23 protein-coding genes are annotated in these 24314 nt (G+C 65.7%); 11 read left to right on the top strand and 12 right to left on the bottom strand.

Annotated features, from left to right (window positions below; genetic code table 11):
* Window positions 1-100 precede the first annotated feature (100 nt).
* The 7 genes from BMW90_RS19980 to BMW90_RS19950 all read left to right on the top strand — a co-directional run bounded on the left by BMW90_RS19980 (window position 101) and on the right by BMW90_RS19950 (window position 6878).
* The gene (locus BMW90_RS19980; protein WP_074838472.1) at window positions 101-1153 is read left to right on the top strand and encodes an ester cyclase; all 1053 of its coding nucleotides are present in this window, start codon (window positions 101-103) and stop codon (window positions 1151-1153) included.
* A 97-nt stretch (window positions 1154-1250) separates the two neighbouring features.
* Window positions 1251-2285 (top strand): LacI family DNA-binding transcriptional regulator, encoded by a 1035-nt coding sequence (locus tag BMW90_RS19975; RefSeq protein WP_211568964.1) that lies wholly within the window; start codon window positions 1251-1253, stop codon window positions 2283-2285.
* Between the two features lie 5 nt (window positions 2286-2290).
* On the top strand, window positions 2291-3274 hold the full coding sequence (locus tag BMW90_RS19970) for a nuclear transport factor 2 family protein (protein ID WP_074838469.1): 984 nt from the start codon (window positions 2291-2293) through the stop codon (window positions 3272-3274).
* Window positions 3275-3364: 90 nt separating this feature from the next.
* Window positions 3365-4351 carry a cupin domain-containing protein gene (locus BMW90_RS19965; protein ID WP_074838498.1) on the top strand — a complete coding sequence of 329 codons (987 nt, stop codon included), beginning with the start codon at window positions 3365-3367 and terminating at the stop codon, window positions 4349-4351.
* Between the two features lie 21 nt (window positions 4352-4372).
* Window positions 4373-5494, top strand: coding sequence for a cobalamin-independent methionine synthase II family protein (locus tag BMW90_RS19960; protein WP_048535993.1), 1122 nt, complete (start codon window positions 4373-4375; stop codon window positions 5492-5494).
* Window positions 5491-6186 carry an alpha/beta fold hydrolase gene (locus BMW90_RS19955; protein WP_074838466.1) on the top strand — a complete coding sequence of 232 codons (696 nt, stop codon included), beginning with the start codon at window positions 5491-5493 and terminating at the stop codon, window positions 6184-6186. Before BMW90_RS19960 ends, BMW90_RS19955 begins: the two co-directional genes overlap by 4 nt.
* Entirely contained in the window at window positions 6183-6878 is a 696-nt protein-coding gene (locus BMW90_RS19950; protein WP_074838463.1) for an RraA family protein, read from the top strand. The genes BMW90_RS19955 and BMW90_RS19950 overlap by 4 nt, the downstream gene beginning before the upstream one ends.
* A gap of 25 nt (window positions 6879-6903) precedes the next feature.
* Here BMW90_RS19950 and BMW90_RS19945 read toward each other — a convergent pair whose 3' ends face one another.
* The 7 genes from BMW90_RS19945 to BMW90_RS19915 all read right to left on the bottom strand — a co-directional run bounded on the left by BMW90_RS19945 (window position 6904) and on the right by BMW90_RS19915 (window position 14261).
* A complete protein-coding gene (locus BMW90_RS19945; protein WP_407657404.1) occupies window positions 6904-7491 on the bottom strand; it encodes a hypothetical protein in 588 nt (195 codons plus the stop codon).
* Between the two features lie 160 nt (window positions 7492-7651).
* Entirely contained in the window at window positions 7652-9049 is a 1398-nt protein-coding gene (locus BMW90_RS19940; RefSeq protein WP_074838457.1) for a selenium-binding protein SBP56-related protein, read from the bottom strand.
* A 131-nt stretch (window positions 9050-9180) separates the two neighbouring features.
* A complete protein-coding gene (locus BMW90_RS19935; RefSeq protein WP_048535999.1) occupies window positions 9181-10167 on the bottom strand; it encodes an acrylyl-CoA reductase family protein in 987 nt (328 codons plus the stop codon).
* 11 nt (window positions 10168-10178) lie between these two features.
* The gene (locus tag BMW90_RS19930) at window positions 10179-11285 is read right to left on the bottom strand and encodes a dimethylsulfoniopropionate demethylase (RefSeq protein WP_048536000.1); all 1107 of its coding nucleotides are present in this window, start codon (window positions 11283-11285) and stop codon (window positions 10179-10181) included.
* Window positions 11285-12886, bottom strand: a complete 1602-nt coding sequence (locus BMW90_RS19925) for an AMP-binding protein (RefSeq protein WP_074838454.1) — start codon at window positions 12884-12886, stop codon at window positions 11285-11287. Before BMW90_RS19925 ends, BMW90_RS19930 begins: the two co-directional genes overlap by 1 nt.
* Before the next feature lie 16 nt (window positions 12887-12902).
* Window positions 12903-13532: a DUF1326 domain-containing protein gene (locus BMW90_RS19920; protein ID WP_074838450.1), complete on the bottom strand. Its 630-nt coding sequence runs from the start codon at window positions 13530-13532 to the stop codon at window positions 12903-12905.
* Between the two features lie 9 nt (window positions 13533-13541).
* Complete coding sequence (locus BMW90_RS19915; RefSeq protein ID WP_074838495.1) at window positions 13542-14261, bottom strand: DUF2182 domain-containing protein; 720 nt, start codon at window positions 14259-14261, stop codon at window positions 13542-13544.
* Between the two features lie 102 nt (window positions 14262-14363).
* Between BMW90_RS19915 and BMW90_RS19910 the strand changes: the two genes are divergently transcribed.
* The gene (locus tag BMW90_RS19910; protein WP_074838447.1) at window positions 14364-15113 is read left to right on the top strand and encodes a FadR/GntR family transcriptional regulator; all 750 of its coding nucleotides are present in this window, start codon (window positions 14364-14366) and stop codon (window positions 15111-15113) included.
* 104 nt (window positions 15114-15217) lie between these two features.
* Window positions 15218-17653 carry a GcvT family protein gene (locus BMW90_RS19905; protein ID WP_074838445.1) on the top strand — a complete coding sequence of 812 codons (2436 nt, stop codon included), beginning with the start codon at window positions 15218-15220 and terminating at the stop codon, window positions 17651-17653.
* Window positions 17654-17666: 13 nt separating this feature from the next.
* On the opposite strand, the gene BMW90_RS19900 is transcribed toward BMW90_RS19905, so the two are convergent.
* Entirely contained in the window at window positions 17667-18077 is a 411-nt protein-coding gene (locus BMW90_RS19900) for a CBS domain-containing protein (RefSeq protein WP_074838442.1), read from the bottom strand.
* Window positions 18078-18253: 176 nt separating this feature from the next.
* Between BMW90_RS19900 and BMW90_RS19895 the strand changes: the two genes are divergently transcribed.
* Together BMW90_RS19895 and BMW90_RS19890 are read left to right on the top strand one after the other, a co-directional pair.
* Window positions 18254-18991, top strand: coding sequence for a guanylate kinase (locus tag BMW90_RS19895; RefSeq protein ID WP_074838439.1), 738 nt, complete (start codon window positions 18254-18256; stop codon window positions 18989-18991).
* 7 nt (window positions 18992-18998) lie between these two features.
* Window positions 18999-19688, top strand: a complete 690-nt coding sequence (locus tag BMW90_RS19890; RefSeq protein WP_074838437.1) for a ZIP family metal transporter — start codon at window positions 18999-19001, stop codon at window positions 19686-19688.
* Between the two features lie 3 nt (window positions 19689-19691).
* Here BMW90_RS19890 and BMW90_RS19885 read toward each other — a convergent pair whose 3' ends face one another.
* From BMW90_RS19885 to BMW90_RS19870, 4 genes are read right to left on the bottom strand one after another with little or no spacing between them, the layout of a single operon-like run.
* A complete protein-coding gene (locus BMW90_RS19885) occupies window positions 19692-19958 on the bottom strand; it encodes a hypothetical protein (RefSeq protein WP_074838435.1) in 267 nt (88 codons plus the stop codon).
* 30 nt (window positions 19959-19988) lie between these two features.
* Window positions 19989-22184, bottom strand: coding sequence for an amylo-alpha-1,6-glucosidase (locus BMW90_RS19880; RefSeq protein WP_074838432.1), 2196 nt, complete (start codon window positions 22182-22184; stop codon window positions 19989-19991).
* Window positions 22184-23338 carry a glycosyltransferase family 4 protein gene (locus BMW90_RS19875; protein ID WP_074838429.1) on the bottom strand — a complete coding sequence of 385 codons (1155 nt, stop codon included), beginning with the start codon at window positions 23336-23338 and terminating at the stop codon, window positions 22184-22186. The genes BMW90_RS19880 and BMW90_RS19875 overlap by 1 nt, the downstream gene beginning before the upstream one ends.
* 53 nt (window positions 23339-23391) lie before the next feature.
* Entirely contained in the window at window positions 23392-24189 is a 798-nt protein-coding gene (locus BMW90_RS19870; protein ID WP_244526562.1) for a UTP--glucose-1-phosphate uridylyltransferase, read from the bottom strand.
* Between the last annotated feature and the right edge of the window lie 125 nt (window positions 24190-24314).

Below are 24314 nucleotides of genomic sequence, written 5' to 3'. Positions count from 1 at the left end.
ATGCCGAGCAATGCAACATCCGGGTCCGTCGCTATGGTGGCGTCAACGTGCCCTACGGCGCGGCCGCGCCGGCCCGCGACGCGGCAGAATGAGCCCGATCATGGATGTGCCTACCAGAAACAAGGCCGTGATCGCCCGGCTGAGGGCGGCGATGGTGGATTTCGAAGCCGCCGCCGTCCGCCGCGCCCTGGACGAGGTCTGTGCGCCCGACGCGGTGTTTCACCTCAGCCATCCGCTCGGCGACAGCACCGGGCCAGAGGCCTTTTACGACGGCGCCTACGCGCCCCTGCTCGCGGCCTGGCCGGATCTGGAGCGGCGCGATTACATCGTCATGGCGGGCCCGGACGAACATGGTGCCGACTGGGTCGGCTGTGGCGGCTATTACACCGGGGTCTTTACCGGGCCCTGGCTGGATATTCCGCCCACCGGCCATCAGGTGACCATGCGGTTCCACGAATTCTTTCGGATCGAGGCCGGCAAGGTGGTCGAGGTGCAGGCGCTCTGGGACATCCCGGAGGTGATGATGCAGGCCGGGGCCTGGCCGATGGCCCCGTCGCTGGGACGCGAATTCCTGGTGCCGGGCCCGGCCACGCAGGACGGTTTCGTGCCGGGGCCGCATGACCCCGACCGGTCGCTGGCGACGCGGCAACATATTGTCGAGATGCTGGACCATCTCAAGAAGCACCCGAGCGAAGGCGGCCCGGAGGTGATGGAACTGGAGCGGTTCTGGCATCCGCGGATGAACTGGTACGGGCCCGCCGGGATCGGCACCGGCCGCGGAATTGCCGGCTTCCGCAACTGGCACCAGATCCCCTTTCTCGACGCCATGCCCGACCGCGGCAAGGACCGGCACGAGATCACCTATCATTTCTTCGGCGATGGCGATTATGCCGCCGTCACCGGCTGGCCCAACATGGTTCAGACGGTCACCCATGACGGCTGGATGGGGATTGCGCCGACCGGGCAGCGGATCACCATGCGCAGCCTAGATTTCTGGCGCCTCGAAAATGGCCGCATCCGCGAGAACTGGGTGCTGGTCGATCTGCTTGACGCCTATCGCCAGCTTGGGGTTGATGTCTTTGCCCGGCTGCGCGCCTTCAACAAGGCGCGCAACATGGGCCGGATCGAGATACCCGACGGGATGAATGCATGAGGAAACGGCCAGCCCCCCAGTGGTTCCGGCCTGAGGGCCCGCTGTTCCCGGTGACCGGCGGGGCGCGGCCGGTCGCTGGCGGATGGAAGGTGCGCTGATGGCAGAGAAAGTGACATCCCTCAAGGTGGCCGAGCGCGCCGGGGTCAGCCAGTCGGCGGTGAGCCGGGTGTTCACGCCCGGCGCCTCGGTCAGCAAGAAGACGGCGGACAAGGTGCGCAAGGCTGCGGCGGAACTGGGCTATCGGCCCAATGTGCTGGCCCGCGCCATGGTGTCGGGCAAGAGCCGGATCATCGGTCTCGTGGTCGCCTATCTCGAGAATTACTTTTACCCCGAGGCGTTGGAAAAGCTGTCGAATGCCTTGCAGGAAAAAGGTTACCACGTGCTCGTCTTCATGGCCTCGCAGACCGCCGGCAATGTCGACAAGGTTGTCGAGGAGATCCTCGACTATCAGGTCGATGGCATCGTCATGGCCTCGGTCGCCATGTCGTCGGACATTGCCGAGCGCTGTCAGCAGGCCGGCGTGCCGGTGGTGCTGTTCAACCGCTACGAAGATCGCGAAGGCGTTGCCGCCGTCACTTCCGACAATTTCGCCGGCGGCCGCAAGGCGGCCGAGTTCCTGCTGGCCGGCGGGCATCAGCGCATCGCCCTCATCGCCGGCTGGGAAGGCGCCTCGACCCAGCGTGACCGCGAAGCCGGTTTTCGTTCCGCGCTTTCCCAGGCGGGCCAGCCGGTCTTTGCCCGCGGCAAGGGGGAGTTCAAGGCCGAGGCGGCGCGGGATGCGGCGCGCAGCATGTTCGACGTCCCCCCCGACCAGCGACCCGACGCGGTTTTTGTCGCCAACGACCACATGGCCTTTTCGGTGATGGATGTGATCCGCTTCGAACTGGGCCTGTCGATTCCCGGCGACGTCTCGGTGGTGGGCTATGACGACGTGCCGCCGGCGGCCTGGCTCGCCTATGACCTGACCACCCTGCGCCAGCGCGCCAACCTGATGGTCGCCGAGACCGTCGCCACGCTGATGCGCCTTATCGAAACCCCCGATGCCGCCGCGCCCCGGAAAACCGCACTGGACTGCCCGCTGATCGTGCGCGGTTCGGCCCGGGTGCCCCTAGGCTGGACTTCCGAAGGATGACCCATATGCAAGGCTTTGACCCCAAGTTCGTCGATTTTCCCGATTACATCATCGGCATCACCAAGGAAATCTGGGAAGACCGTGGTATCGCCACGCTGCACGAGTATTACGCCAAGGATATCGTCGTGCGTTCGCCCGCCTCGGTGGTGATCGGCAATGACGGGGTGATCGCGGCCACCATGGCAACGCTGGCCGAATTTCCCGACCGCACGCTGCTGGGCGAGGATGTGATCTGGTCGGGCACGTCCGAGACCGGGATGCTGTCGTCACACCGTTTGCTGTCGACGGCGACGCATCTTGGCGACGGCGTCTACGGCAAGGCCTCGGGGCGCAAGCTTGTCTATCGGATCCTGGCCGATTGCCACGCCAGAAACAATGCCATCGACGATGAATGGCTGATCCGCGACCAGGGCGCGATCGTGCGGCAGATGGGGCTCGATCCCAAGGAATACGCCGCCGCGATGATCGCCCGCGAAGGCGGGCCCGAGGTGGCGGCGCGCCCGCTCTCGCCCGAGACCGACCGGCGCGGACCGTACACCGGCCAAGGCAATGACAATGCCTGGGGCGAACGCTATGCGGATATCATACGCCGGATCATGACCGCCGACATGGCGGTGATCGAGCGGGACTATGATCGCGCGGTGCATTCGGAATACCCCGGCGGCGTGACCGGGCATGGGCGCGGGCCGGTCGACCGGTTCTGGATGGGGCTCAGAGCCTCCTTTCCCAATGCCGAGTTTACCATCCACCACCAGATCGGGCGCGACGATCCGATGATGCCGCCCCGCGCCGCGCTGCGCTGGAGCCTCTGGGGCAAGCACGACGGCTGGGGCGCCTTTGGCGCGCCGACCGGAGCGCAGGTCTATGTCCTGGGCATCTCGCATGCCGAATTCGGCGCGCTGATCGGCGGCCAGCCGCAGCTGCGCCGCGAGTATACGCTTTATGACGAAACGGCGGTCTGGAAGCAGATCCTGATGCACGCCGGCTGACGTTCGACACACGCGTGCCCCGGGCCTGACCCGGGGCCTCATGGTTACCGCAAGAGGTCCCGGATCAGGTCCGGGACGGGAATGGACAAGATGACAAACGACACCCAGATGGCCGACCGCATCGTCCGGTACGGCGCGCTCAAACCCTGCAAGACCGCCTTCATCGACGCCCATACCCCGGGCTCGGACCGCAAGGAGAACTTTACCATCATCGGCGGCGGCGTCTCGGAAAGCCCCGATCAGCACGTTCACATCACCCTGCCTCACGGCTTCAACATCGGCGCTGCCGGACAGCCGCCGAACTGCCGCAACTCGCTGCATTCGCACCGTACCGCCGAGGTCTTTTTTGTACTGTCCGGTCGCTGGCGCTTTTTCTGGGGCCGCTGGGGCGACGCCGGTGAAGTGGTGCTTGAAAAGGGCGACATCTTCAACATTCCCACTGGCATCTTTCGCGGCTTCGAGAACATCGGCGATGACTACGGTATGATCATGGCTGTGCTCGGCGGCGACGATGCCGGCGGCGGGGTGATCTGGGCGCCGCAGGTGATCGAGGATGCCCGCGACCACGGGTTGATCCTGTCGGAAGAGGGCAAGCTCTACGACAGCAAGCAGGGCGAACATCTGCCGGAGGGCATCTCGCCGATGCCTCTGCTCAGCGAGGACGAGCTGCGCGCCTTTCCCGAACCGGGCACCCGCGATGTCGTGCCCGGCTACGTTGCGCGCTACTGGGATCTGCATGCCCTGGCCGACCGCACGCCGGCGCTGGTGATCGGCGAAAACGGCGTGTTGCGCGACAAGCCCGGCTTCGAGGTCGGTCTGCTGACCCGTGGCTCGTCGACCGAGGAGATGCACCGGCATGACCGGCCTTCGGTGCTCATGCCTGTCACCGGCCACTGGAACGTCGTCTGGGCCGGCAATGACAGCTATTCCGCCGGCGAAACCGTGCTTGCCCCCGGCGACACGATGTCGGTGCCCGAGGGGCTCGATCACACCGCCTATCCGTCGATGTCGGGCGATGCAGCGCTGTATCACGTGGTTGCCACCGGCGACGCCCCCGGCGCCACCTGGACCGAATGACCGACGCAAGGAGGCCCCGAAATGCCCGTATCCACCACCCATGTCGGCTCGTTGCCGCGCAGCCAGAAAGTCGTCGACTTCATCTTTGCCCGCGAGAAGGACGAACCCTACGATCCGGCCGCCTTCGACGCCGCCATGACCGAAGCGGTGTCCGACACCGTGCGCAAACAGGCCGAGGCCGGCATCGAGATCGTGTCTGACGGTGAAACCTCCAAGATCAGCTATGCCACCTACGTCAAGGACCGGTACACCGGGTTTTCCGGCGACAGCCCGCGCAACGCGCCGGCCGATCTCAAGATGTTTCCCGGCTTTCTGAAACGCATCGCCGACGAAGGCGGCACGCCGCAATATGCAAGGCCGATGTGCGTCGATGCGGTGACTTCCAAAGGTCAGGACGAGCTGAACAAGGACATCGCCAACCTCAAGGCGGCAATGGCCGCTCATGGTGTCGAGCGCGGCTTCATGAATGCCGCCTCGCCCGGCGTGATCTCGCTCTTTCTGCAAAACGATTATTACAAGACCCGCGAAGCCTATCTCGCCGCCCTCGCCGATGCGATGAAGGCGGAATACGAAACCATCGTCGCCGCCGGGCTCGATCTGCAACTCGACTGCCCCGACCTGGCCCTGTCGCGCCACATGCTGTTTGGCGATCTCACCGACGCCGAATTCCTCAAGGTCGCGGCCGGCCATGTCGAGGCGCTCAACCACGCGCTGACCGAGGTGCCGCAGGATCGCGTTCGCGTGCACATCTGCTGGGGCAATTACGAGGGCCCGCATTGCTGCGACATCGGCATGGACAAGGTGTTTTCCACCTTGATGGCCACCCGGTCGCGGTATGTGCTATTCGAGACTTCGAACCCCCGCCACGGCCATGAGTGGACCGTGTTCCGCGACCGGAAGTCCGAGATCCCCGATGACAAGGTGCTGGTGCCCGGCGTGGTCGACACGACGACCAATTTCGTCGAACACCCCGACCTCGTGACCCAGCGGATCGAACGCTTTACGGATATCGTCGGGGCCGAGCGGGTGATCGCCGGATCGGATTGCGGCTTTGGCACCTTCGCGGGCTTTGGCGCGGTCGATCCCGACATTGCCTATGCCAAGTTGCAGGCCCTCTCGGACGGCGCCGCGCAGGCGCGATGACCCCGCTTGTCCTGATCCCCGGAATGATGTGCGACGCGCGGCTGTTCGCGCCGCAGATCGCCGCGTTTTCGGGCAACCGCGGCCTTCATCTGGCACCGATCGCTGCACAGGACAGCGTGCCGGCGCTTGCCGCCCAAATCCTCGCCAGCGCGCCGCCGCGCTTTGCGTTGGCGGGGCTGTCGATGGGCGGAATCGTGGCGATGGAGGTGCTGCGGCAGGCGCCCGACCGGGTTGACCGGATCGCCCTGCTGGATACCAACCCGCGCGCCGAAAGCGACGCGGTCAAAGCCCGCCGCCGACCACAGCTCGAAGCCGTGGCGCAGGGCCGACTGGCACAGGTGATGCGCGAGGAGATGAAGCCCAACTATCTCGCCCCCGGACCGCGCCGGGCCGACATTCTCGACCTCTGCCTCGAGATGGCGCTGGCGCTCGGGCCCGAGGTCTTTGCCCGCCAGTCCCGTGCCTTGATGGACCGGCCCGACCAATGCGACACCCTGCGCGCGGCGCGGCTGCCGGCGCTGGTGCTCTGCGGCCGGGCGGATGCGCTCTGCCCGGTTCATCGCCACGAGTTGATGGCCAATCTGATCCCCGGCGCGCGGCTCGAAATTGTCGAGCAGGCTGGCCATTTGCCCACCCTCGAACGCCCCGAGTTCGTCAACGCAGCGCTTGGCCGCTGGCTGGAGGCCGCATGAACGACCCGCTCCTGACTTTGCTGTGCAAGGTCGATACCCCCACCGTCTGCAACGCCATCGAAGTGGCCCAGGGCCAACGCGGATTCGATGCCTTCACGCGTGGCACCATCCTGGCCTCGGCGCCGGACAGCCCGGCCATGGTGGGCTATGCCCGCACCGCAAGGATCGCCGCCAACCAGCCCGCCGAGGATCCGGCCGAGGTGATCAGGGCCCGGCGCATGGATTATTACCGCCACATGGCCAGCGGCCCGCGCCCGGCCATCACCGTGGTCGAAGACCTCGATTTCCCGGCCTGCACCGGTGCCTTCTGGGGCGAGATCAACGCCACCGTGCACAAGGGTTTTGGCTTGGGTGGCGCGCTGACCAATGGCGTGATGCGCGACCTCGGCGACCTGCCGACGGGCTTTCCGGTTCTGGCGGGCTCGGTCGGCCCGAGCCACGCCTTTGTTCATGTCCGTGACGTGGGCACGGCGGTCACCCTGTTCGGCCTGACCATCAATGACGGCGATCTCGTCCACGCCGACCGCCACGGCGCGGTGGTGATCCCGCCAGACGTCCTGCCCGGGCTGGAGGCCGCGATCGCCCAGCTGATGGTGACCGAAAGGATCGTGCTCGACGCCGCGCGCCGCCCGGATTTCGATATCGCCCGCTTCGAGACCGCCTGGGCCGCCTTCGAGAAAGCCCGGACCTGAAGCCGGGCATTCGGGCGCCCCGGCCTCAGCTGCGCCAGGCGCCCGCCAACCCGATGCCCCCCACCGCGACCAGCGACACCGCCCAGACCAGATCGAGGTTGAACCAGGTCTTCGAGACCACCCGCACCCCGAGCCAGAGGTAGACCAGCAAGGCCAGGGCTCCCCCGGCCAGCACCATGGCCAGGGTGTGCACCGCCGCGACCGCCAGCGCGGTGCCGAGATTGGCCGCCATGAGCGCGGTCGCCGCCGCGTGCCCGGCGTCGAGGCCATCGGCCGCGCAAAGCCCCAGATACATCGGCACCAGCATCAGCCCCGCGCCATGTGCCAGCGCGGCGAGGAAAGACCAGAGCGCCAGTTTCGATGGCGGCACCCGCGAAAGAATGCGCGGGTGCCGCCGGTTGACCAGCAGATAGGCCCCCATGGCGATGACGATCAGCGCCGCCAGGATGCGGATCTCGCGTTGCCAGTCGACCAGCGCCACCATCAGCGAGAACGGCAGCAGGATCGCCGTCATCGACAGGAAATGCCCGGTCGCCAGCGCCGCCAGCGCCTGTGGCAAGGCCGTGGCCCGGCGCTCCATCAGCGCCGAAGACACCGCCAGCGGCCAGCCCATTCCGGGGTTCAGCCCGTGATAGACGCCGACGGCCACGACCGCCCACCAGAGCCCGGCATCACCGCTCAAGACGTCCGCCCGCCCCGGACTTGATCCGGGGCCTCTTGGTCAGCCGTAGCGAATAGGTCCCGGGGCGAACCCGGGACGGGCGCGGCGCCGCTCACGCCGAGGGGTAGCAGAAGCTGTCGGTCGAGCAATCGCCGCCCTCGAGCCGGATCTGGTGGCTGCGATAGCCCTCGGGGAAAGTGACCCAGAAATCCGGGTCGAGCGCGAAACTGCCGTTTTCGTTCCGGGCCATCACCATCGCGGCGCCGCGATCGCCAGGATAGAACTGGTCATCCCAGGTCGAATAAAGCGAGTTGGTCCAGTAGACCCGTTTACCGTCGCGGCTGATCTCGACCATCTGCGGCCCATAGCCGAAATCCGCGCCATTGGGATGCTTGGTCTTCTTGACGATGCCACCGATCTCGACCTTGCCGGCAAGCACAGGGTTCATCGGATCGCTGACGTCGTACTGATGCATCTCGCCGGTGCCCCAACAGGAGACATAGAGATACTTGTCATCCAGCGACAGATCGATGTCGGTCACCAGTGGCGGCACCGCCTCGAACCCCTTGAGCAGTTCGGGCAACGCGTCGGCTGCAGCCGGTTGCGGATCGATGGTGACGGTCTTCTTGGCGTCAAAGCTGCCATCCTCGTTGCGCCACCAGGTAAAGATCGCGCCTTGCAGATTGGTGGTGTCCACCACCACGCCACAGAACCCGTATTGCTTGGCCGGATCATGCGCCGGGCGGATCTCCAGCGCCATCTGATGATTTTCGCCGAGGTCAATGGTCTGCACGCATTTGCGCGCCCGCAGATCCCAGAAGTGGATCGAGTGACCATATTTGTTCGACAGCAGGTCTTCGGGCACGATACCATTCTCGAACTGCGGCGGCAGGCCCCATTCCGAGCTGACCATGTAGTCGCGCGGCAGATTCCACCAGAAATCGTAGTGTTTGTCCTGCGCGCCCCGGTCCATTTCATAGCGGCCGCGGATCTCGAAAGTCTCGCAATCCATGATGAAGATGCCCGGAGGCCCATCGGTGCCATCCTTGCCGCCGCCGCCAAGGGTCGAGACATAGATGCCCTCGGGGCCGCAATGGATGGTGTGCGGGCGGGAATAGCCGGTCTTTTCGAAGAGTTCTTCCGGCTCGATGATCTTGTGGATCTTGGCCTTCAACGGCTCTTTCACATCGATCACGTAGATCCGCGACGAACGGATGCCGGGAATGATCAGGTAGCGCCGTTCGAGAAAGGCATGGCCGGTCAAAGGCGACAGCGCCGAGGAACAGGCGTTCCAGCCGAAATGGTGAAATTCGTCGCCCTTGTTGGGCATGAAAAGGCTGTGCTTGATTTCGCCGAAACTGTCCGACCCGGGGTCCACGTCGACAACGGCAAGACCATCGGGCTGCGTGCCGTCGGGGCTGAGCAATAGGGTAAAGGCAAGTTTTTCGACAGGCCCCTGCATCGCCGCCTTGGCCGAGGGGTAAAACGTCGGATCCGGTCTCAAAGTCATTACAGTTCCTCCCTTGAATAAACGATGTGGTGGATCGTAATGCTCGGCCCCTGTTGCGGGCAGCTTGTGCCGCCGCCCTGCAATCTCTTGCGATCCGGGCGACCCTCCCTGCCGCCCGAAGGGTCATCGGCTCAGCCCGTCACATCGACGACGACTCGGCCCTTGACCTGTCCTTTGAGGATATCACGCCCCAGTTGCGGCAGATCCGACAATACCGCCGGCTGCACCATGGCCTCGAGCTTGTCCATCGGCAGATCCCGGGCGATGCGCTTCCAGGCGCGGACCCGGTTGTCATAGGGCTGCATCACGCTGTCGATGCCCAGCAGGTTGACGCCCCGCAGGATGAAGGGGGTGATCAGCGCGCCTTCGATCGCCGCCCCGCCGGCCAGGCCGATGGCCGCGACCGAAGAGCCGTATTGCATCTGCTTGAGCACCCGGCCCAGCATCGAACCCGCCACCGCGTCGACGCAGCCGCCCCATTGTTCGGCTTCCAGCGGCTTTTTCGACACGTCGCTCAGATCGTCGCGGGCGACGATCTGGCTGGCGCCGAGACCCTTGAGATAGCCCTCCTGTTCCGGCCGCCCGGTGACCGCCGCCACCTCGTGCCCCAGCTTGGCCAGCAGCGCCGTCGCCACCGAGCCGACGCCGCCTGCGGCCCCGGTGACCAGCACCGGCCCGTCCTTGAGGCCCTGATCCTCCAGCGCCATCACCGCCAGCATCGCGGTCAGACCGGCGGTGCCCACCGCCATCGCCTGACGGGTGTCGAGACCCTCGGGCAGCGGCACCAGCATGTCGGCCTTGACCCGGGCCTTCTCGGCATAGCCGCCCCAGCGGTTCTCGCCGACGCGCCAGCCGGTCAGCACCACCTTGTCGCCGGGCTTGTAACGGGCGTCGTCAGAGCTCTCGACCGTGCCGGCGAAGTCGATGCCGGGCACATGCGGATAGTTGCGCACCAGCCCGCCGCCCGGCCCGATGCAGAGCCCGTCCTTGTAGTTCACCGTCGAATATTCCACCGCCACGGTCACGTCGCCCTCGGGCAGCTGGTCTTCGCTGACCTGCGCCACGCTGGCGGATGTCTTGCCCTCGTCGTTCTTTTCGACAAGCAGTGCCTTGAACATGTGGTCTCTCCTTAAATCCAGAAATTGTCTTTGACGGTCGCCGGGCGCGTACCGTCCGGGGCCTCGACCGTCACTTCGGTGCCGGGGTCCCAATGGGTCATGCGGATCATGCCGATGGCCACGTTGGTGTCGAAATCCGGTGACCAGGCAGCCGAGGACACGCGGCCCACGATCTTGTCTCCCGCCCGGATCGGCCAGAACCTGTCACAGCCGCCGGGCAGCGGATCGCCACCCATGGCGATCGGCCGGATCTGCTTGACGGGCCCTTCCACCGCCACCCGAAGCAGGGCGTCACGGCCGATACAGCCAATTGCCGTCTGGGTGTTGCAGAACTTGCCCAACCCGCATTCATGCGGCGTGTTGTCGTCGGTCATGTCATTGCCGTAAGACAACAGCCCGCCCTCGACACGCTCGATCCCGTTGGGGCAGCCGGCGTGCACATCCAGCGACCTGCCGGCCTCCATCAGCGCATGCCATAGCGGCATGCCGATGTCGGAGCCTTCGACGTAGATCTCGAACCCGCCCTGCTTGGAATAGCCCGAGCGCGCGACCACCAGATCGCGGCCCTGGAAATCAAGCACCTTGTAGCGGAAAAAGCGGATGTCGCGCACGGTGTCGCCGAACACCGCCGCCATCAGATCATCCGACTTCGGCCCCTGCACCGCCAGCGGCGAGACATCGGGCTCATCCACCAGAACATCGAGCCGGTAGCCATAGGCCAGCCCCTTGACCCAGTAGAGCAGATCACTGTCGGCGATCGAAATCCACCAGCGGTCCTCGGCCAGCTTCACCGCCACCGGGTCGTTCAGCATGCCGCCGGTCTCGTCGACGATGGGCACGTAGTAGCATTGCCCCGGCAGCATCGAGCGCAGGTCGCGTGGAGTGAGCAATTGCATCAGCCGGCTGGCGTCGGGGCCGCGCAGCTCGACCTGCCGTTCACAGGCCACGTCCCAGACCTGCACCGCCTCTTTCAGATGCCGGTAATCCTCCTGCATCGAGCGGAAGACGGTCGGCAGCAGCATGTGGTTGTAGACCGTATAAGCCTTGACGCCGGCGGCCTCGACGCCTTCGGAAAACGGCGTGCGGCGAAGACGACGGGAAGGGGAAATCAGCGCCATCAGCCAAGCTCCTTGATGCGGTTGCGCAGTTGAAATTTCTGGACCTTGCCGGTCGATGTCTTGGGGATCGGCTCGAAGATCACCGATTTCGGCGTCTTGAACCCGGCCAGATGCTCGCGACAGAAGGCGATGATACTGGCCTCGTCGGCCTGCGATCCGGCGCGCAGCTCGACAAAGGCGCAGGGCGCCTCGCCCCATTTCGGATGGGGCCGGGCGACCACGGCGGCGGTCTGGATGTCGGGGTGGCGATAGAGCACCGCCTCGACCTCGACGGAAGAGACATTCTCGCCGCCGGAAATGATGACATCCTTGAGCCGGTCGCGGATCTGGATGTAGCCGTCGTCGAACACCACCGCGCCATCGCCCGACCAGAACCAGCCGTCCTGCATCGCTTCGGCGGTGGCCTGCGGGTTCTTGTAATAGCCCTTCATCACCGTATTGGCGCGGATCGCGATTTCTCCTTGCGTCTCGCCATCGGCAGGCACCGGCCGACCGGTCTGGCGGTCGATCACCGCGACACCTTCGACCATGGGCAGCGCCACGCCCTGCCGGGCGCGATGGCTGGCCTGGGTGCCGGCGTCCAGCCCGGCCCATCCCGGTTGCGGCAGGCATTGCGAGATATGGCCGTAGGTTTCGGTCAGCCCATAGACATGCATCACCTCGGCCCCCAGAGCGGCCATCCGTTCGAGGATGGCAGGCGGCGGCGGCGCGCCGGCGGTCATGACGTTGAGCGGCGGGTCGAAGCGCGGCGCGTCGGGGCTCTCGGCCAGCATTTGCAGGATCACCGGCGCGGCCCCGAAATGCGTCACGCCATTGGTCTGGATCGCGGCAAAGAGATCTTCGGGGGCGTAGGATTTCGGAAACACCATGGTGCCGCCCATGATCGCGACCATCCAGGGATGGCCCCAGCCGTTGCAATGAAACATCGGCACCACCGACATGTAGACCGGCTGTTGCGGCATGGCCCAGGCCGCCACCGTGCCCATCGCCATCAGATAGGCACCGCGATGATGATAGATCACACCCTTGGGCCGGCCGGAGGTGCCCGAGGTGTAATTCAGCGCCATCGCCTGCCATTCGTCGGCCGGCAGCCCGTCGCCTTCGAACGGCGCGGCGAGGAAATCGTCAAACGTGGTGGCGCTCTGCGCTGCGCCCCCGGGCAGCGGGATCTCGATGACCTCAGGCCGGTTTTCCGCCAGCGCTAGCGCATCCCGCACCAGCCCGAGCATGTCGGTCGAAGCAAGAATCAGCCGGCTGTCGGAATGGTCGAGGATATAGCCGATGGTCTCGGCTTCGAGCCGGGTGTTCAGCGCCGACAGCACTGCCCCGGCCATCGGCACCGCGAAATGCGCCTCGAACAGTTCCGGCAGGTTGGGCGCGATCACCGTGACTGTGTCGCCGACCCCGATGCCCCGGGCCGTCAGCCCGCCGGCAAAGCGGCGCACGCGGTCGTGAACCTCGCCCCAGGTGCGGCGCACATCGCCCTGCACCGTCGCGACGTGATCCGGGTGGACAACAGCGGCGCGTTTCAGGAAAGACACCGGCGAGAGCGGCACATGATTGGCCGCCCCCGGTGCGAAAGCGTCGAAATGCTCCTGCATCCCCTGCCTCCCGGCGTTAACGTGGTCCGTGCCAGTCGATCTGGCAGATCTCGGCCGAGCGACCGTCGAAATCCCAGACCCGGCCGTGGGCGCGTACCCGGCTCTTGGTGGCGGTGGCGACGGTGATGTCGGGGCCCATCCAGTAATCGGTGTTGGTGATCACGGTTTCCTTGCCCTGGGCGTTGGTCACCGGCACCACTTCGCCCTGGATCTTCTTGCCGACCATCAACCGGCGGGCGTTGCCCTCGGTCTCGAAGCTCACCGGTGCGCGCTCGGCGCCGAGGAATTCGCTGACCAGCATGCCGAAAAGCCCGGTGGTGCCCCGCGCCGCGCCCGAGAAGATGGCGACCAGCGCGTCATAGGCCGCCTCGCTGGCATTTTCGTCGATATAGGCGGCGGCCTTCCAGTTGCCGCGGCCCATGTTGCCGGGGATGTCCATGATCAGCCCGACGTTGAGGCCCGACAGCGTCTCATCGCCATAGGCGCCGTCGTCGATCCGGATGCCGACCCAGGCCTGGCAATAGCCTTCGGTGGGCGGGTGCTTGCCCAGGCTGACAACGCAGGGACAGAACACCGTGCAGTTGCAGTTCAGGATCAGCTCCCCCTTGATGGTCCAATCGGGGATTTGGGTGGCGTCGAGTGGCATGGTTCCTCCCTAGAACAATGGCAGTGCAAAGCCTGCGGCAATCAGCGCCAGGCCCAGCGGTTTCGTCAGATAGCGCCCGATGTCGGGCAGTTTTTCCAAAGTCATCAGCACCATGGCGAGCCCCATGAAGGCCAGGTTCATGGTGCCGCCGATGAAGGCGAGCAGCATCAGCGCCCAGCAGCAGCCCACGCAGTCGAGCCCCAGCCGCAACCCGTTGCGGAACGGGCCTTCCTCCCAATGCTGGATGAAGAAGGTCAGCGGCGCGCGGCAGCGCGACAGGCAGGCGGCCTTCATCTCGGTGAACTGATAGGCCCCGGCGCCGATCAGCAGCAGAGCGGTCAGCGGCACCGACAGGCTCTGCCCGAGCGTGCCGATCAAGCCTGCGCGAAAGAGCGCCACCTGCGCTGCGGCGGCCACCAGCGAAAAGCCGAGCCAGGCGCTCAGATAACCGCCCACCAGCTTGCCGAACCCGGTCGACGTGACATGGCCAAGGTCATCGTAGGTGCGCAGGGCGGGCAAGGCCGTCGGGGCCATCATCGCCGCCGACATCAACGCCCACATGGCAAAGGCGGGGCCAAAGCCCGACGCCCCCAAAAGGCCGCCGCACAGCAGCTCGATCACGCCCGCGCCATAGGTCGCCTCGAGGGCGCGCAGCTCATTGGGGATCGCCATGGCAAACAACGCCAGCCAGGCCAGCAACAGCACCGCGAAGAAGCCCAGCCAGTGCATCCGGCCGACCGAAATGCCACGCAATGCCTGCACGCGCCCTCTCCTTCTTGCCTTGGGCCCCCTGTCTGGGGTAAAAATGCCTGACAATTAAATGTAAGACAAATGAAAAAAACGGAACGAAATCAACGTAGCGATCTGCCAGCACAGATCGCCAAGGCGCTGCGGGATGCGATTCTCTCGGGAGAGCTGACCGCCGATGACCGGCTTCCTTCCGAATCGGACCTGGCCGAAACCTTCGAGGTGTCCCGCCCCACCGTGCGCGAAGCGCTCAAACGGCTGGCGGCGCAATCGCTGATCCGCACCGAGCGCGGCGCCTTTGGCGGGGCCTTCGTGCGGCGGCTGTCTTATGACGAGGCGCAGGCCCAGCACGCCAGCACCTCGACGCTGCTGCTGTCGATCAACGAGGTCGATTTCGCCGTCGCCTGCGAGGCGCGCTATGCGCTGGAGACCTCGGTCACTGCGCTAGCCTGCGCCCGCCGCAGCGCCGACGACCTGGCGGCAATGCGCGAAGAGATTGCGCGGCAGGGGCGCGGCGGCCTGTCGGACGAGGAGTTCTGCGCCTCAGACGTGGCGCTGCACCGCCGGCTGGTCGATGCGGCGGGCAACCCGATCCTCTCGTATCAGCTTGCCGGGGCGGTCGAGGCGATGCAGCCGTTGATGAACATGATCACCTTTTCCGCCCGCTCGCGCGAGGAAATCATCACTCTGCACACCCGCCTGACCGACGCCGTCGAGGCGGGTGTCCCTGAGGCAGCGAATGCCACGCTTGCCGCGCTCGAGCGCTATACGCTGGAGCTGGGCCAAGGCGTGATCGCCCTGCGCGCCAGGCGGTCTCGGCCCGAGACCGGCTGAGGCCGGAGCCCGGCCCGAATTCGCATCGGGCGCGGGTGGTTTTCCATTGCATGCGCCGGAATTCTCCGCTTGCATCCGGTTGCAAGCAGCAGGGGGCATCGGGCATGAAAACGCGAACCAAGGCAGTGGTCATCGGCGGCGGTATCGCCGGGTGTTCGACGCTTTACCACCTTGTACAGGAAGGCTGGAGCGACGCGGTGCTCGTCGAACGTGACGAGCTGACCTCGGGCACCACCTGGCATTCGGCCGCCCAGGTGACCAATTTCGGCATGACCCAGACCATGGTGGGGCTGAAAAGCCATTCCATCGCGCTCTACAAGAGGCTGCGCGACGATCCCGACTATCCGGTCGGCTACCACCACGGCGACGGCGGCATCCGGCTGGCCAATACCGAGGCGCAGATGCAGGGCTATCGCCACTTCGCCTCGATGGCACGCGGCATGGGAGTGGAATTCGATGTGATCGACGCCGCGGAATGCGCCCGGCGGCATCCGCTGATCTCGACCGATAACCTGCTTGGCGGGCTCTGGGACGGCGCGGATGGCGATATCGATCCGGCGCAGCTTTGTCAGGCGCTGGCCTTTCACGCCCGCAGGGGCGGCGCCGAGGTCTATCGCAGCACCGAGGTGACCGCGTTGACGCAAAGGTCCGATGACACCTGGACGGTGCACACCGACAAGGGCGATATCGAATGCGATGTGGTGGTCAACGCCTGCGGCTACCGGGTCAACGAGGTGGGCGCCATGATGGGGGTGCAGCATCCGGTGGCCTCGATGGAGCACCAGTATTTTGTCACCGAGGATATCCCGGCGATTGCCGAGGCCGGCCACCGCATGCCGCTGCTGCGCTGTCCGATCAGCGATTACTACTGCCGGCAGGAAAAGAACGGGCTGCTGCTCGGATTCTATGAACAGGACTGCAAGACCTGGGGGATGGACGGCATCAGCCCCGGGTTTTCAAACGATCTCTGCCCGGATGATCTCGACCGGGTGATGGATGTGCTGGAAGGTGCGTTTGCGCGCATGCCCGCGCTGACCGAGGCAGGTATCAAGCGGGTGGTGAACGGCCCGATAACCTATACCATCGACGGCGCGCCGCTGGTCGGGCCGATCCCGGGCAAGCGCAATGCCTTTTGCATCATCGGCCTGCGCGCAGGCGTTGGCGAAGGCGGTGGCCACGGCTGGCTTCTGGCGCAGCAGATTGTGCATGGCGAGGCCTGTTATGACACTTGGGTGGTGGATCCGCGCCGCTTTGGCCCGCAGTGCAATGTCGAGCTGACCGCGCTCAAGGCGATCGAGGACTACCAGAACGAGTTCCGCTTTCACTTTCCGCATGAGCACCGCCCCGCAGGCCGTAATGCCCGCGTCACGCCGCTGACCCCGGTACTGGCGGCCGAGGGCGCCGAATTCACTGTCGTCAATGGCTGGGAGCGGGTGGATTACATCATGCCGACACCGGATTTTCACCCCTCGCTGACCTTCGATTTCGACGAGACCTTCGAAACCGTCGGCGCCGAGGTGAAGAACGTCCAGGAAAATGTCGGCCTCTGCGAGGTCAACGGATTCAACCGCTTCGAGATCACCGGCGCCGACCGGCATGAATTCCTCGACCGGATGTTTTGTGGCACGGTCACGCGCAAGCCCGGCCGGGTCGGGCTGGGCTATCTTCTCAACCATCACGGCATGCTCAAGGGCGAGGCCACCATCGCCAACCTGCCGGCCAGCGACCGGGGGCCCGCGCGCATCTGGTACGGGTCTGCGGCGGCGGCGGAATTGCACGACATGGATTGGCTACAGGCGTATCTGCACGCCGATGAGGATGTGCAGATCCGCAGCCTGACCAACGCGCAGACGATCCTCGTGCTGGCCGGCCCCAGGGCGCGGGCGGTGCTCTCGGCCTGCGCGCGGGGCGATTGGTCGGCCGTGGCCTTTCCCTGGCTTTCGGTGCGGGAATGTTTCATCGGCATCGCGCCGGCCACGGTGCTGGCGGTCAGCTTCTCCGGCGAACCGGCCTATGAGATCCATGTGCCGAACAGCGCGCTTCTTGCCGCCTATCAGGCGCTGCGCGACGCCGGCGCGGCGCATGGCCTGCGGCTGTTCGGGGCGCGGGCCGTGGACTCGATGCGCATGGAAAAGGGCTTTCTGCACTGGAAAGCGGATATCCTGACGGAGTTTGACCCTTTCGAAACCGGGCTCGACCGCTTTGTGCAAATGAAAAAGCCCGGATTCATCGGCAAACCGGCATTGCAACGGCGCCTCGCCGAGGGCCCACGGAAACGGCTGGTGACCCTGAGCCTCGATACCCGGCAGGCCCCCGCCCATGCCGGCGCCTCGCTCATGCAGGATGACAGGGTGGTGGGTTCGATCACCTCTGGCGCATGGGGCCACCGAACCCGGCTCAACCTGGCTTATGCCTTCGTAGAGCCCGATCTGGCGAAAGCTGGCCGCGCCTTGCAGCTCGACCTCTGCGGCCGGATGGTGGCCGCCGAGGTCATCGCGCCGAGCCCCTATGACCCGGACTTCGCCTTGCTGCGCGGCTGAAGGCGCCGCGCGGTCAGCTTTCCGAAATCTGTTCCAGTGCCACGCCGGCGGCCGACGGATCGCCATCACTCGAGAGATCGCCCAGCGAGACAATGCCCACCAGCCGCTTGTCGCGGTCCACCACCGGCAGGCGGCGCACCTGGTTCTCGCCCATGTTGCGGGCAACGGCGGCGACCTCTTCATCGTCGCGGCAATAGAGAACCTCGTGTGTCATCACTTCGGAGATCTTGCAATCGGCATCCTTGCCGGCGGCCAGCCCCTTCACCACGATATCGCGGTCGGTGACCATGCCGACCAGGCGGTCGTTGTCTCCCACCGGGACAAAGCCGGTGTCGATCCGTTTCATGATCTCGGCGGCGTCGCGCACGTTCTGTGTCGGTGTTACGGTCACGGGGTGTGCTGTCATCACCTGACTGACTTGCATGATATCCTCCTTGACGGTTGCGGCGGCGCGCCTTGGCGGCCGCCTCATGAACCCGGGAAACAGTCGCCGCGCCCCGATGTTCCAAGCGGGCTGTCCGCGCCGACATGACCCGGCCGGTGGAACATCTTCGCCGGCGTCCCGGTTGGTCCCGAAATCGGACCGACAAGGACGCAGCCATGCCGAAACTCATCCTCATCTCCGGCCCCTCGGGCATCGGCAAGAGCCCGCTGGCCGCAAACCTCTGCCGGATCGACCGCGAATTGGCCGACGAGATCGAGGAACTGGTGCTGTTCAACGACCGTCGCATGCGGCCAGGCGAAACGGACGGCGTGGATTACCATTTCCGCACGCGGGACGAGATCGAGAGACTGGGCGAAAACCCCGGGGTTCTTCTGATCGACAATCGCGGTGATCTTCAGGCGCTGGATCTGGCCGAGATCGACCGCATTCTCGAAAGCGGATGCCACGCGCTCTACGAGGGCAACCCCGGCCTGCCCGCCAGGCTGCGCGAGGCGGGCATCCTGACCCCGCATGACAGCCTGTCAATCTTTCTGGCGCCTTTGAGCCACGAAGAGATCCGCCAGGCCAAGGCCGATGACATCGACCTTCCCGGTCTCTTTGCCGGGATCCAGCGGCGCAAGCTGCTGCACCGCACGTCGCAAGAGGAAGGCACGCTCTCGCTCGGCGATCTGGAGAATATCGAGACCCGGGCCACCAGCGCTTATGACGAATGCCGGCAGGCCTGCCATTTCGATCATGTTGTGCCGCTCCATGACGGTGAAGGCAACGACAATTGGGACCGCTTCGGCCTTCCGATCGGCAGCGCCCGACACGCCACCCGGACGGTGGCCGCGCTGATCCGGGGCGAGGCCGCCGAAGGGGCCGAAACCTGGGAGGCCGACCTGCTGCCATGAGCCTGCAATGACCGTCTCTGTCGTGGTCGCCGCCGTGGCTCTATCGCTGGTTCTCGGCGCCGTCTGGAGCCTCTACCTCCCGCTGCCCGACCGGCTGAAGGGCAATGCACTGGCCTTTGGCGGCGGTGCACTCTTGTCGTCGCTCATCCTCGAATTGTTCCAACCCGCGATCGACGCCACCGGCGCCGCGCCGGCCGCGCTGGCCCTGCTTTCGGGTGCCGTGGTCTTTGCGCTGGTCGATCACTGGGTCGACGAGGTCTGGGGCAGCCGCAGCGGGCTGGGCCTGATGGTCGCGGTCTCGCTTGACGGTCTGCCGGAAAATCTTGTGCTGGGGGTGGAACTGATCGGCGCCTCGGCGCGCGACGTGGCGGCCTTTGCCACAGCCATTGTGCTCACCAATTTGCCGGAAGCGGCGGGCGGTGCACAGAACATGCGTGCCAGGGGCTGGTCGGATCGGAGGATCCTGACGCTTTGGGTGGGTGCGGCGCTGATCCTTTCGGCCGTCACCATCGCCGGCCGGTCGCTGCTTGCCGGCGCCGATGACGCGACCCTGGGCCTGATCCGCGCCTTCGCCGCCGGGGCCATCATCGCCGCGCTGGTGACCGAGCTCTTTCCCCAGGCCTATCGCGATGATGACGATCTGACCGGCGTGTCCAGCGCGCTCGGCGTGATCTGCGCCGCCTTGCTGAGCCAATGAGGCTCAGTCTTGGTCGACGAACTTGTTGAACCGGCTGGGTTGGCCGTCCTCGGTCAGATCCTGATGCAGGAAGGCCAGCTTCTGCGCTTCGAAGACCTCGAAGAACCGGTCCCAGCCGATCTCTTCCAGGCTGACCTCGGGCGGATCGAAGTCGATGCGCAGCAGATCGCTGCCGCCCTCGGCCTGCCGGACCCGCGCCGGCCGGCCGCCGCGCGCCTCGGCCCAGTTGCGGATCACCTCGTGGTTGGTGGTCGTCGTGGCTTCGCTCATCGCTGTCTCCTTTCTCTGTTGCCGGTGCGGCTAGGACACCGCGCGATGCCGCCGGCCGGCGGTCATCTCGATCTTTCCGTCAAATCCGCCCGCCGCGCGCCGTTCGACCTGAACGGTGGCCGCGTGATCGCCCAGCGGCAGGCCCTCGATCACCAGCCGGTCGAGATCTTTTGGCAGATAGGGATCGTTGAGGCTGATCTTGTCACCCTCGCGGGTCATGTCGATCTCGAGCCCGATCAGCGCCTTGAGGCAGAGAAACGGGCTGCCCGCCGCCCAGGCCTGGGGCGAACAGGCCGAAGGATAGGACACCAGATGCGGCATGCCCGAGGCACCAAATCCGCAATAGAGCTCCGGCAGCCCGCGTCGTTCGACGTCATGCGCGGCGGCAAAAAGCCCTTCGAGCAACCGCGCCGCGCGGGGTTTCTGGCCATACCGGCAGAGCCCGGCAGCGACGATGGAATTGTCGTGCGGCCAGATGCTGCCGGTGTGATAGCCCATCGGATTGAATTGCACGGTCCCCGCTGCAATCGTCCTCATCCCCCAGTCGACAAGGAAATCGGCGTCATCGAAGCGCGCGGCAAAGGTGTCGGCGCGGTGGTTCGACGCCGCCCCGGCAAAAAGCACGTGGCCGGCGTTCGACGACAGCACCCGCATCGGCTGTTTCGCACCGTCGAGGCCCAGCACCCAGGCGCCGAGGCCATCGTCCCAGAAGGCGGTTTCCAGTTTGGCAAAGATCGCCTTGGCCCTGGTGTCGGAGGCTGCGGCGGCGGTTTCGTCCCCCATCGCGCGATAGAGCGCGGCGGCGGATCGGCGGGCGGCGTAGTTGTAGGCCTGCACCTCGACCAGCGCGATCGCACCTTCGGCCAGCGCGCCATCAGCGTGGAACACGGCGTTGATGCTGTCCTTCCAGCCCTGGTTGCGCAGACCCTTGTCGCCGCTTTGCAGGTATTCGATCAGCCCGTCGCCGTCGCGGTCGCCAAAGCTGTCGGCCCAGGCCAACGCCCGGTCGATGGCGGGGCGAAAGCTCTTGAGCCAGTCGAGATCGCCGACCCGGCGGTAATATTCCTCGGCCAGCATGACAAACAGCAATGTCTGGTCGATGCCGCCGTAGTAGCGGTGAAAGGGCACCTCGCCCAGCCGCGCCATCTCGCCTTCGCGGGCCTCGTGAATGATCTTGCCGGGCGCGCTTTCGTTGGGAATGTCCATTCTGTCGGCCTGGGTCGCGGCCAGATAGTCGAGCACGCCGCGCGCCAGCGCGGGATACAGCCAGGCGGTCTGCATCGCGGTGACGATGGCATCACGGCCAAAGGGCGCGGCAAACCACGGCAGGCCGGCAAAGGGATAGGGGCCGGTCGGCAGCTCGGTGATCAGCAGGGCCAGATCGGAGGCGGAATTGGTCAGCCATTCGTCAAACGCCGGCCGGTTGGTCCGCAGCAGCGTAAACCGGTCGCGGCGGGCGCGGAAATCATCCACCGTCTCTTGCTTGCAGGTCTCATAGGCGCCATCCACATCACCCGGCCGCGGCAGGGTGACGGCGGGGCCCTCGGCCTCGACATGGACGCGGGTAGTGATCTCTTCCCCGGCGCCGGGCGCGAGTTGCAGGCGGAAATGGACATGGCCGCCTTCGGTGTCGAAATCGCGGTCAAACCTCACGGCGCTGCGCATTTCAACATCGTCGAGCGTGCGATAGCCAAAGATCAGATTGCGACCGTCGACCTGCGGCGCATGCAGCTGGCCGCGTCGCGCACGCTCGACGCCGCGCACTTCGAAGATGTCGCGAAAATCGGCCCAGCAATCGAGTGTCACGTCGAGATCGACCGGCCCGGCGCTGTAATTCGTGATCCGCAGCCGGTCATGCAGCGACTGACGCAGAAAGCGTTCGCGGTCGATGTGAATGCCATAGGCCGCGATCTCGCGTCCGGCGCTGTCGTGCAGGCGCCGGTTGGCCATGCTGGATGAAAAAACCGAGGCGCCCTCGCCCACGACGGCGCCCATCGCCGTGACCCGGCTTCGGTTGAGCCGCAGGATGAACCGCGACAGCGCGCGGGTGTCGCCGACAAAAAGCCCGTCCTTGCAATGCAATTCCGGCACATCGGCCTCGCCGCCGTTCATGCAGCCGGTGGCGGGAAAGACGGCAAAGGCGCTCTGGTACTTGAGAACGTGGAAATCGTCCCGTGTGTCGGGACCGAAATCATTGGGGATAGCTTTGCGGTTTTCTGCGGGCATCAGACCGGCTTTGCCATGGCGCCGCGCGGATTGGGCGTTCTGCGGTCCGACAGGCTCCGCGCGGGGCCGGGATGCGACCGGCCGCGCCGGCGTATCCGGGGGCCAGACCTGCGGTGCAGCCTGCCTTCGATGATCTCGGAATAGAGTTTGACGTGACGCTCGGCCATCACTCGCGAGGAAAAGCGCTCTTCGAAGCATCTCCGCACCTCGGCCCGGTCGAGGCTGGCTAGGCGGCCCACGGCGGCGGCGGCGCTATCCACGTCCTTGACCACGAAGCCGCTGCGGAAGTCGTCGATCACCTCGGGCACCGAGCCGCAGTTGTAGCCGATCACCGGCGTGCCACAGGCCATCGCCTCGATCATCACCAGTCCGAAGGGTTCGGGCCATTGGATCGGAAAGATCAACCCGGCGGCGCCGTTGAGGAATTCGGGCTTCTGCGGATCGCCGATCTCGCCCAGGAACTGGATTTGCTCTCCGTCGATCTCGGGCGCGACGCGGGCTTCCCAGAACTCCTGATCCACCTTGTTGATGCGCGCGGCGATCCTGAGCTGGCGGCCTGCGGCGCGCGCAATGCGGATTGCATCGAGCACGCCCTTTTCGGGGCTGATCCGGCCGAGGAACGCCAGATAGCCGTCCTTGGCCTCGGGCCGGTTGTAGGCCGGCAGGTGATCGCGCGGATAGCCGTGCGGAATGACATCGGCCCAGTTGGCGCCCGGGCGGGTCCGCCTTTGCGCTTCGGAGAGGGCAATCAGCGGGAACGCGCGATACCGCGCATAGAACCGTGACAGCTCGGGCGTATCGACGCGCATGTGACAGGTGGTGACCGTGCGCCGGGCGACATCCTCGAACAGCGGGAAATGCAGGAACCGGGTGTGGAAATGCACGATGTCGAAATCGTCGAACTGCCGCACCACCCGGTCGAGTTCCAGCAGATGTTCGGCGGCTTCGATCTGATCGCCGGAACCGGCGGTCAGCGGCATTTCGCGACAGGGCACCAACTCGCCATGCACCACGCTATCGGCAGTGGCGAAGACGGTGACCTCAAGCCCCATGAAACTCAATTCCTCCGTAAGCGTCGAAATCACCCGCTCGGTGCCGCCATACTGGCGCGGGGGCACGCTTTCATAAAGCGGGGCAACATGTGCAATCTTCATCCTCTGCTCCCTTTCTGGCTTGCGGCGCGGGCCGGAGCGACCCGCCGTGCGGCTCATTCGGCGGCTGTCAGTTCGGCTCTGAGGCGCGTGCGGCGATAGGCTTCGGTGGCCGCGAACCAGCCTTCCTTGCTGCCGCAATCGTAGCGCGCACCGGAAAAGCGGAAGCCGTGCAGAGCCCCGAGCGCGGTGATCGCATCGGTGAGCTGGATCTCGTCGCCGGCCCCGGGCCCGGTGCGCTCGAGCTCGTCCCAGATGGCTTCGGCCAGCACATAGCGGCCGACGGCGGCAAACTGCGAAGGCGCCTCCGCCGGATCGGGTTTTTCCACCAGATCGCGGGCCGGAATTACTTGCGAGACGGCAGCGTCCTTGCCGACGTCGAAAATGCCGTAGTTGCCCACCTTGTCACGATCAACCTTTTGCGCCGCGACCAGGGATTTCATCCGCTCCGGGTCGAAGGCGCGACCCATTTCGGCCAACGTCGGATCGCCGAGGATCAGGTCATCGGGCAGGATCACGCCAAACGGGCCGGGCAAGGCCCGCGCGCGGGCGCAAAGCACCGCATGACCCAGGCCCAGAGGCTCCTTCTGGTCGACGAATTCGACATCGATACCGGCCAGGAAGGAATTCGGCCGGGTCGAGAGTTTTTCAATGTATGAGCCGAACCCGGGCTTTGAGGCGCGGGTCACCAGCACGATCCGTTGCGCCCCGGCAGCGGCGGCCTCGGACAGGGCGAATTGCAGCAGCGGCGTGTCGTAGATCGGCAGCAATTCCTTGGCAATCGCATCCGTTGCAGGGCGCATCCGCGAGCCGTTGCCGGCTACCGGAAGAACCACTGTGTCCAGTCGTGTCATCTGAAGCGTCTCTCTCATATCCAGTCGTCGCAATGTTCCGTTCAGAACAACGGATCACCCCTGATGTTCCAGAACCGGGGGGCGGATTGCCGCCGCCGGCCCATGCGTCCCGGCCCGGCCAGCAA

Origin of the sequence: Marinovum algicola (assembly GCF_900109145.1) — a bacterium.
Taxonomy (GTDB): Bacteria; Pseudomonadota; Alphaproteobacteria; order Rhodobacterales; family Rhodobacteraceae; genus Marinovum; species Marinovum algicola.
The sequence above is the reverse complement of the archived record's forward strand: the minus strand, read 5'-3'. Positions and strand labels throughout refer to the sequence as shown.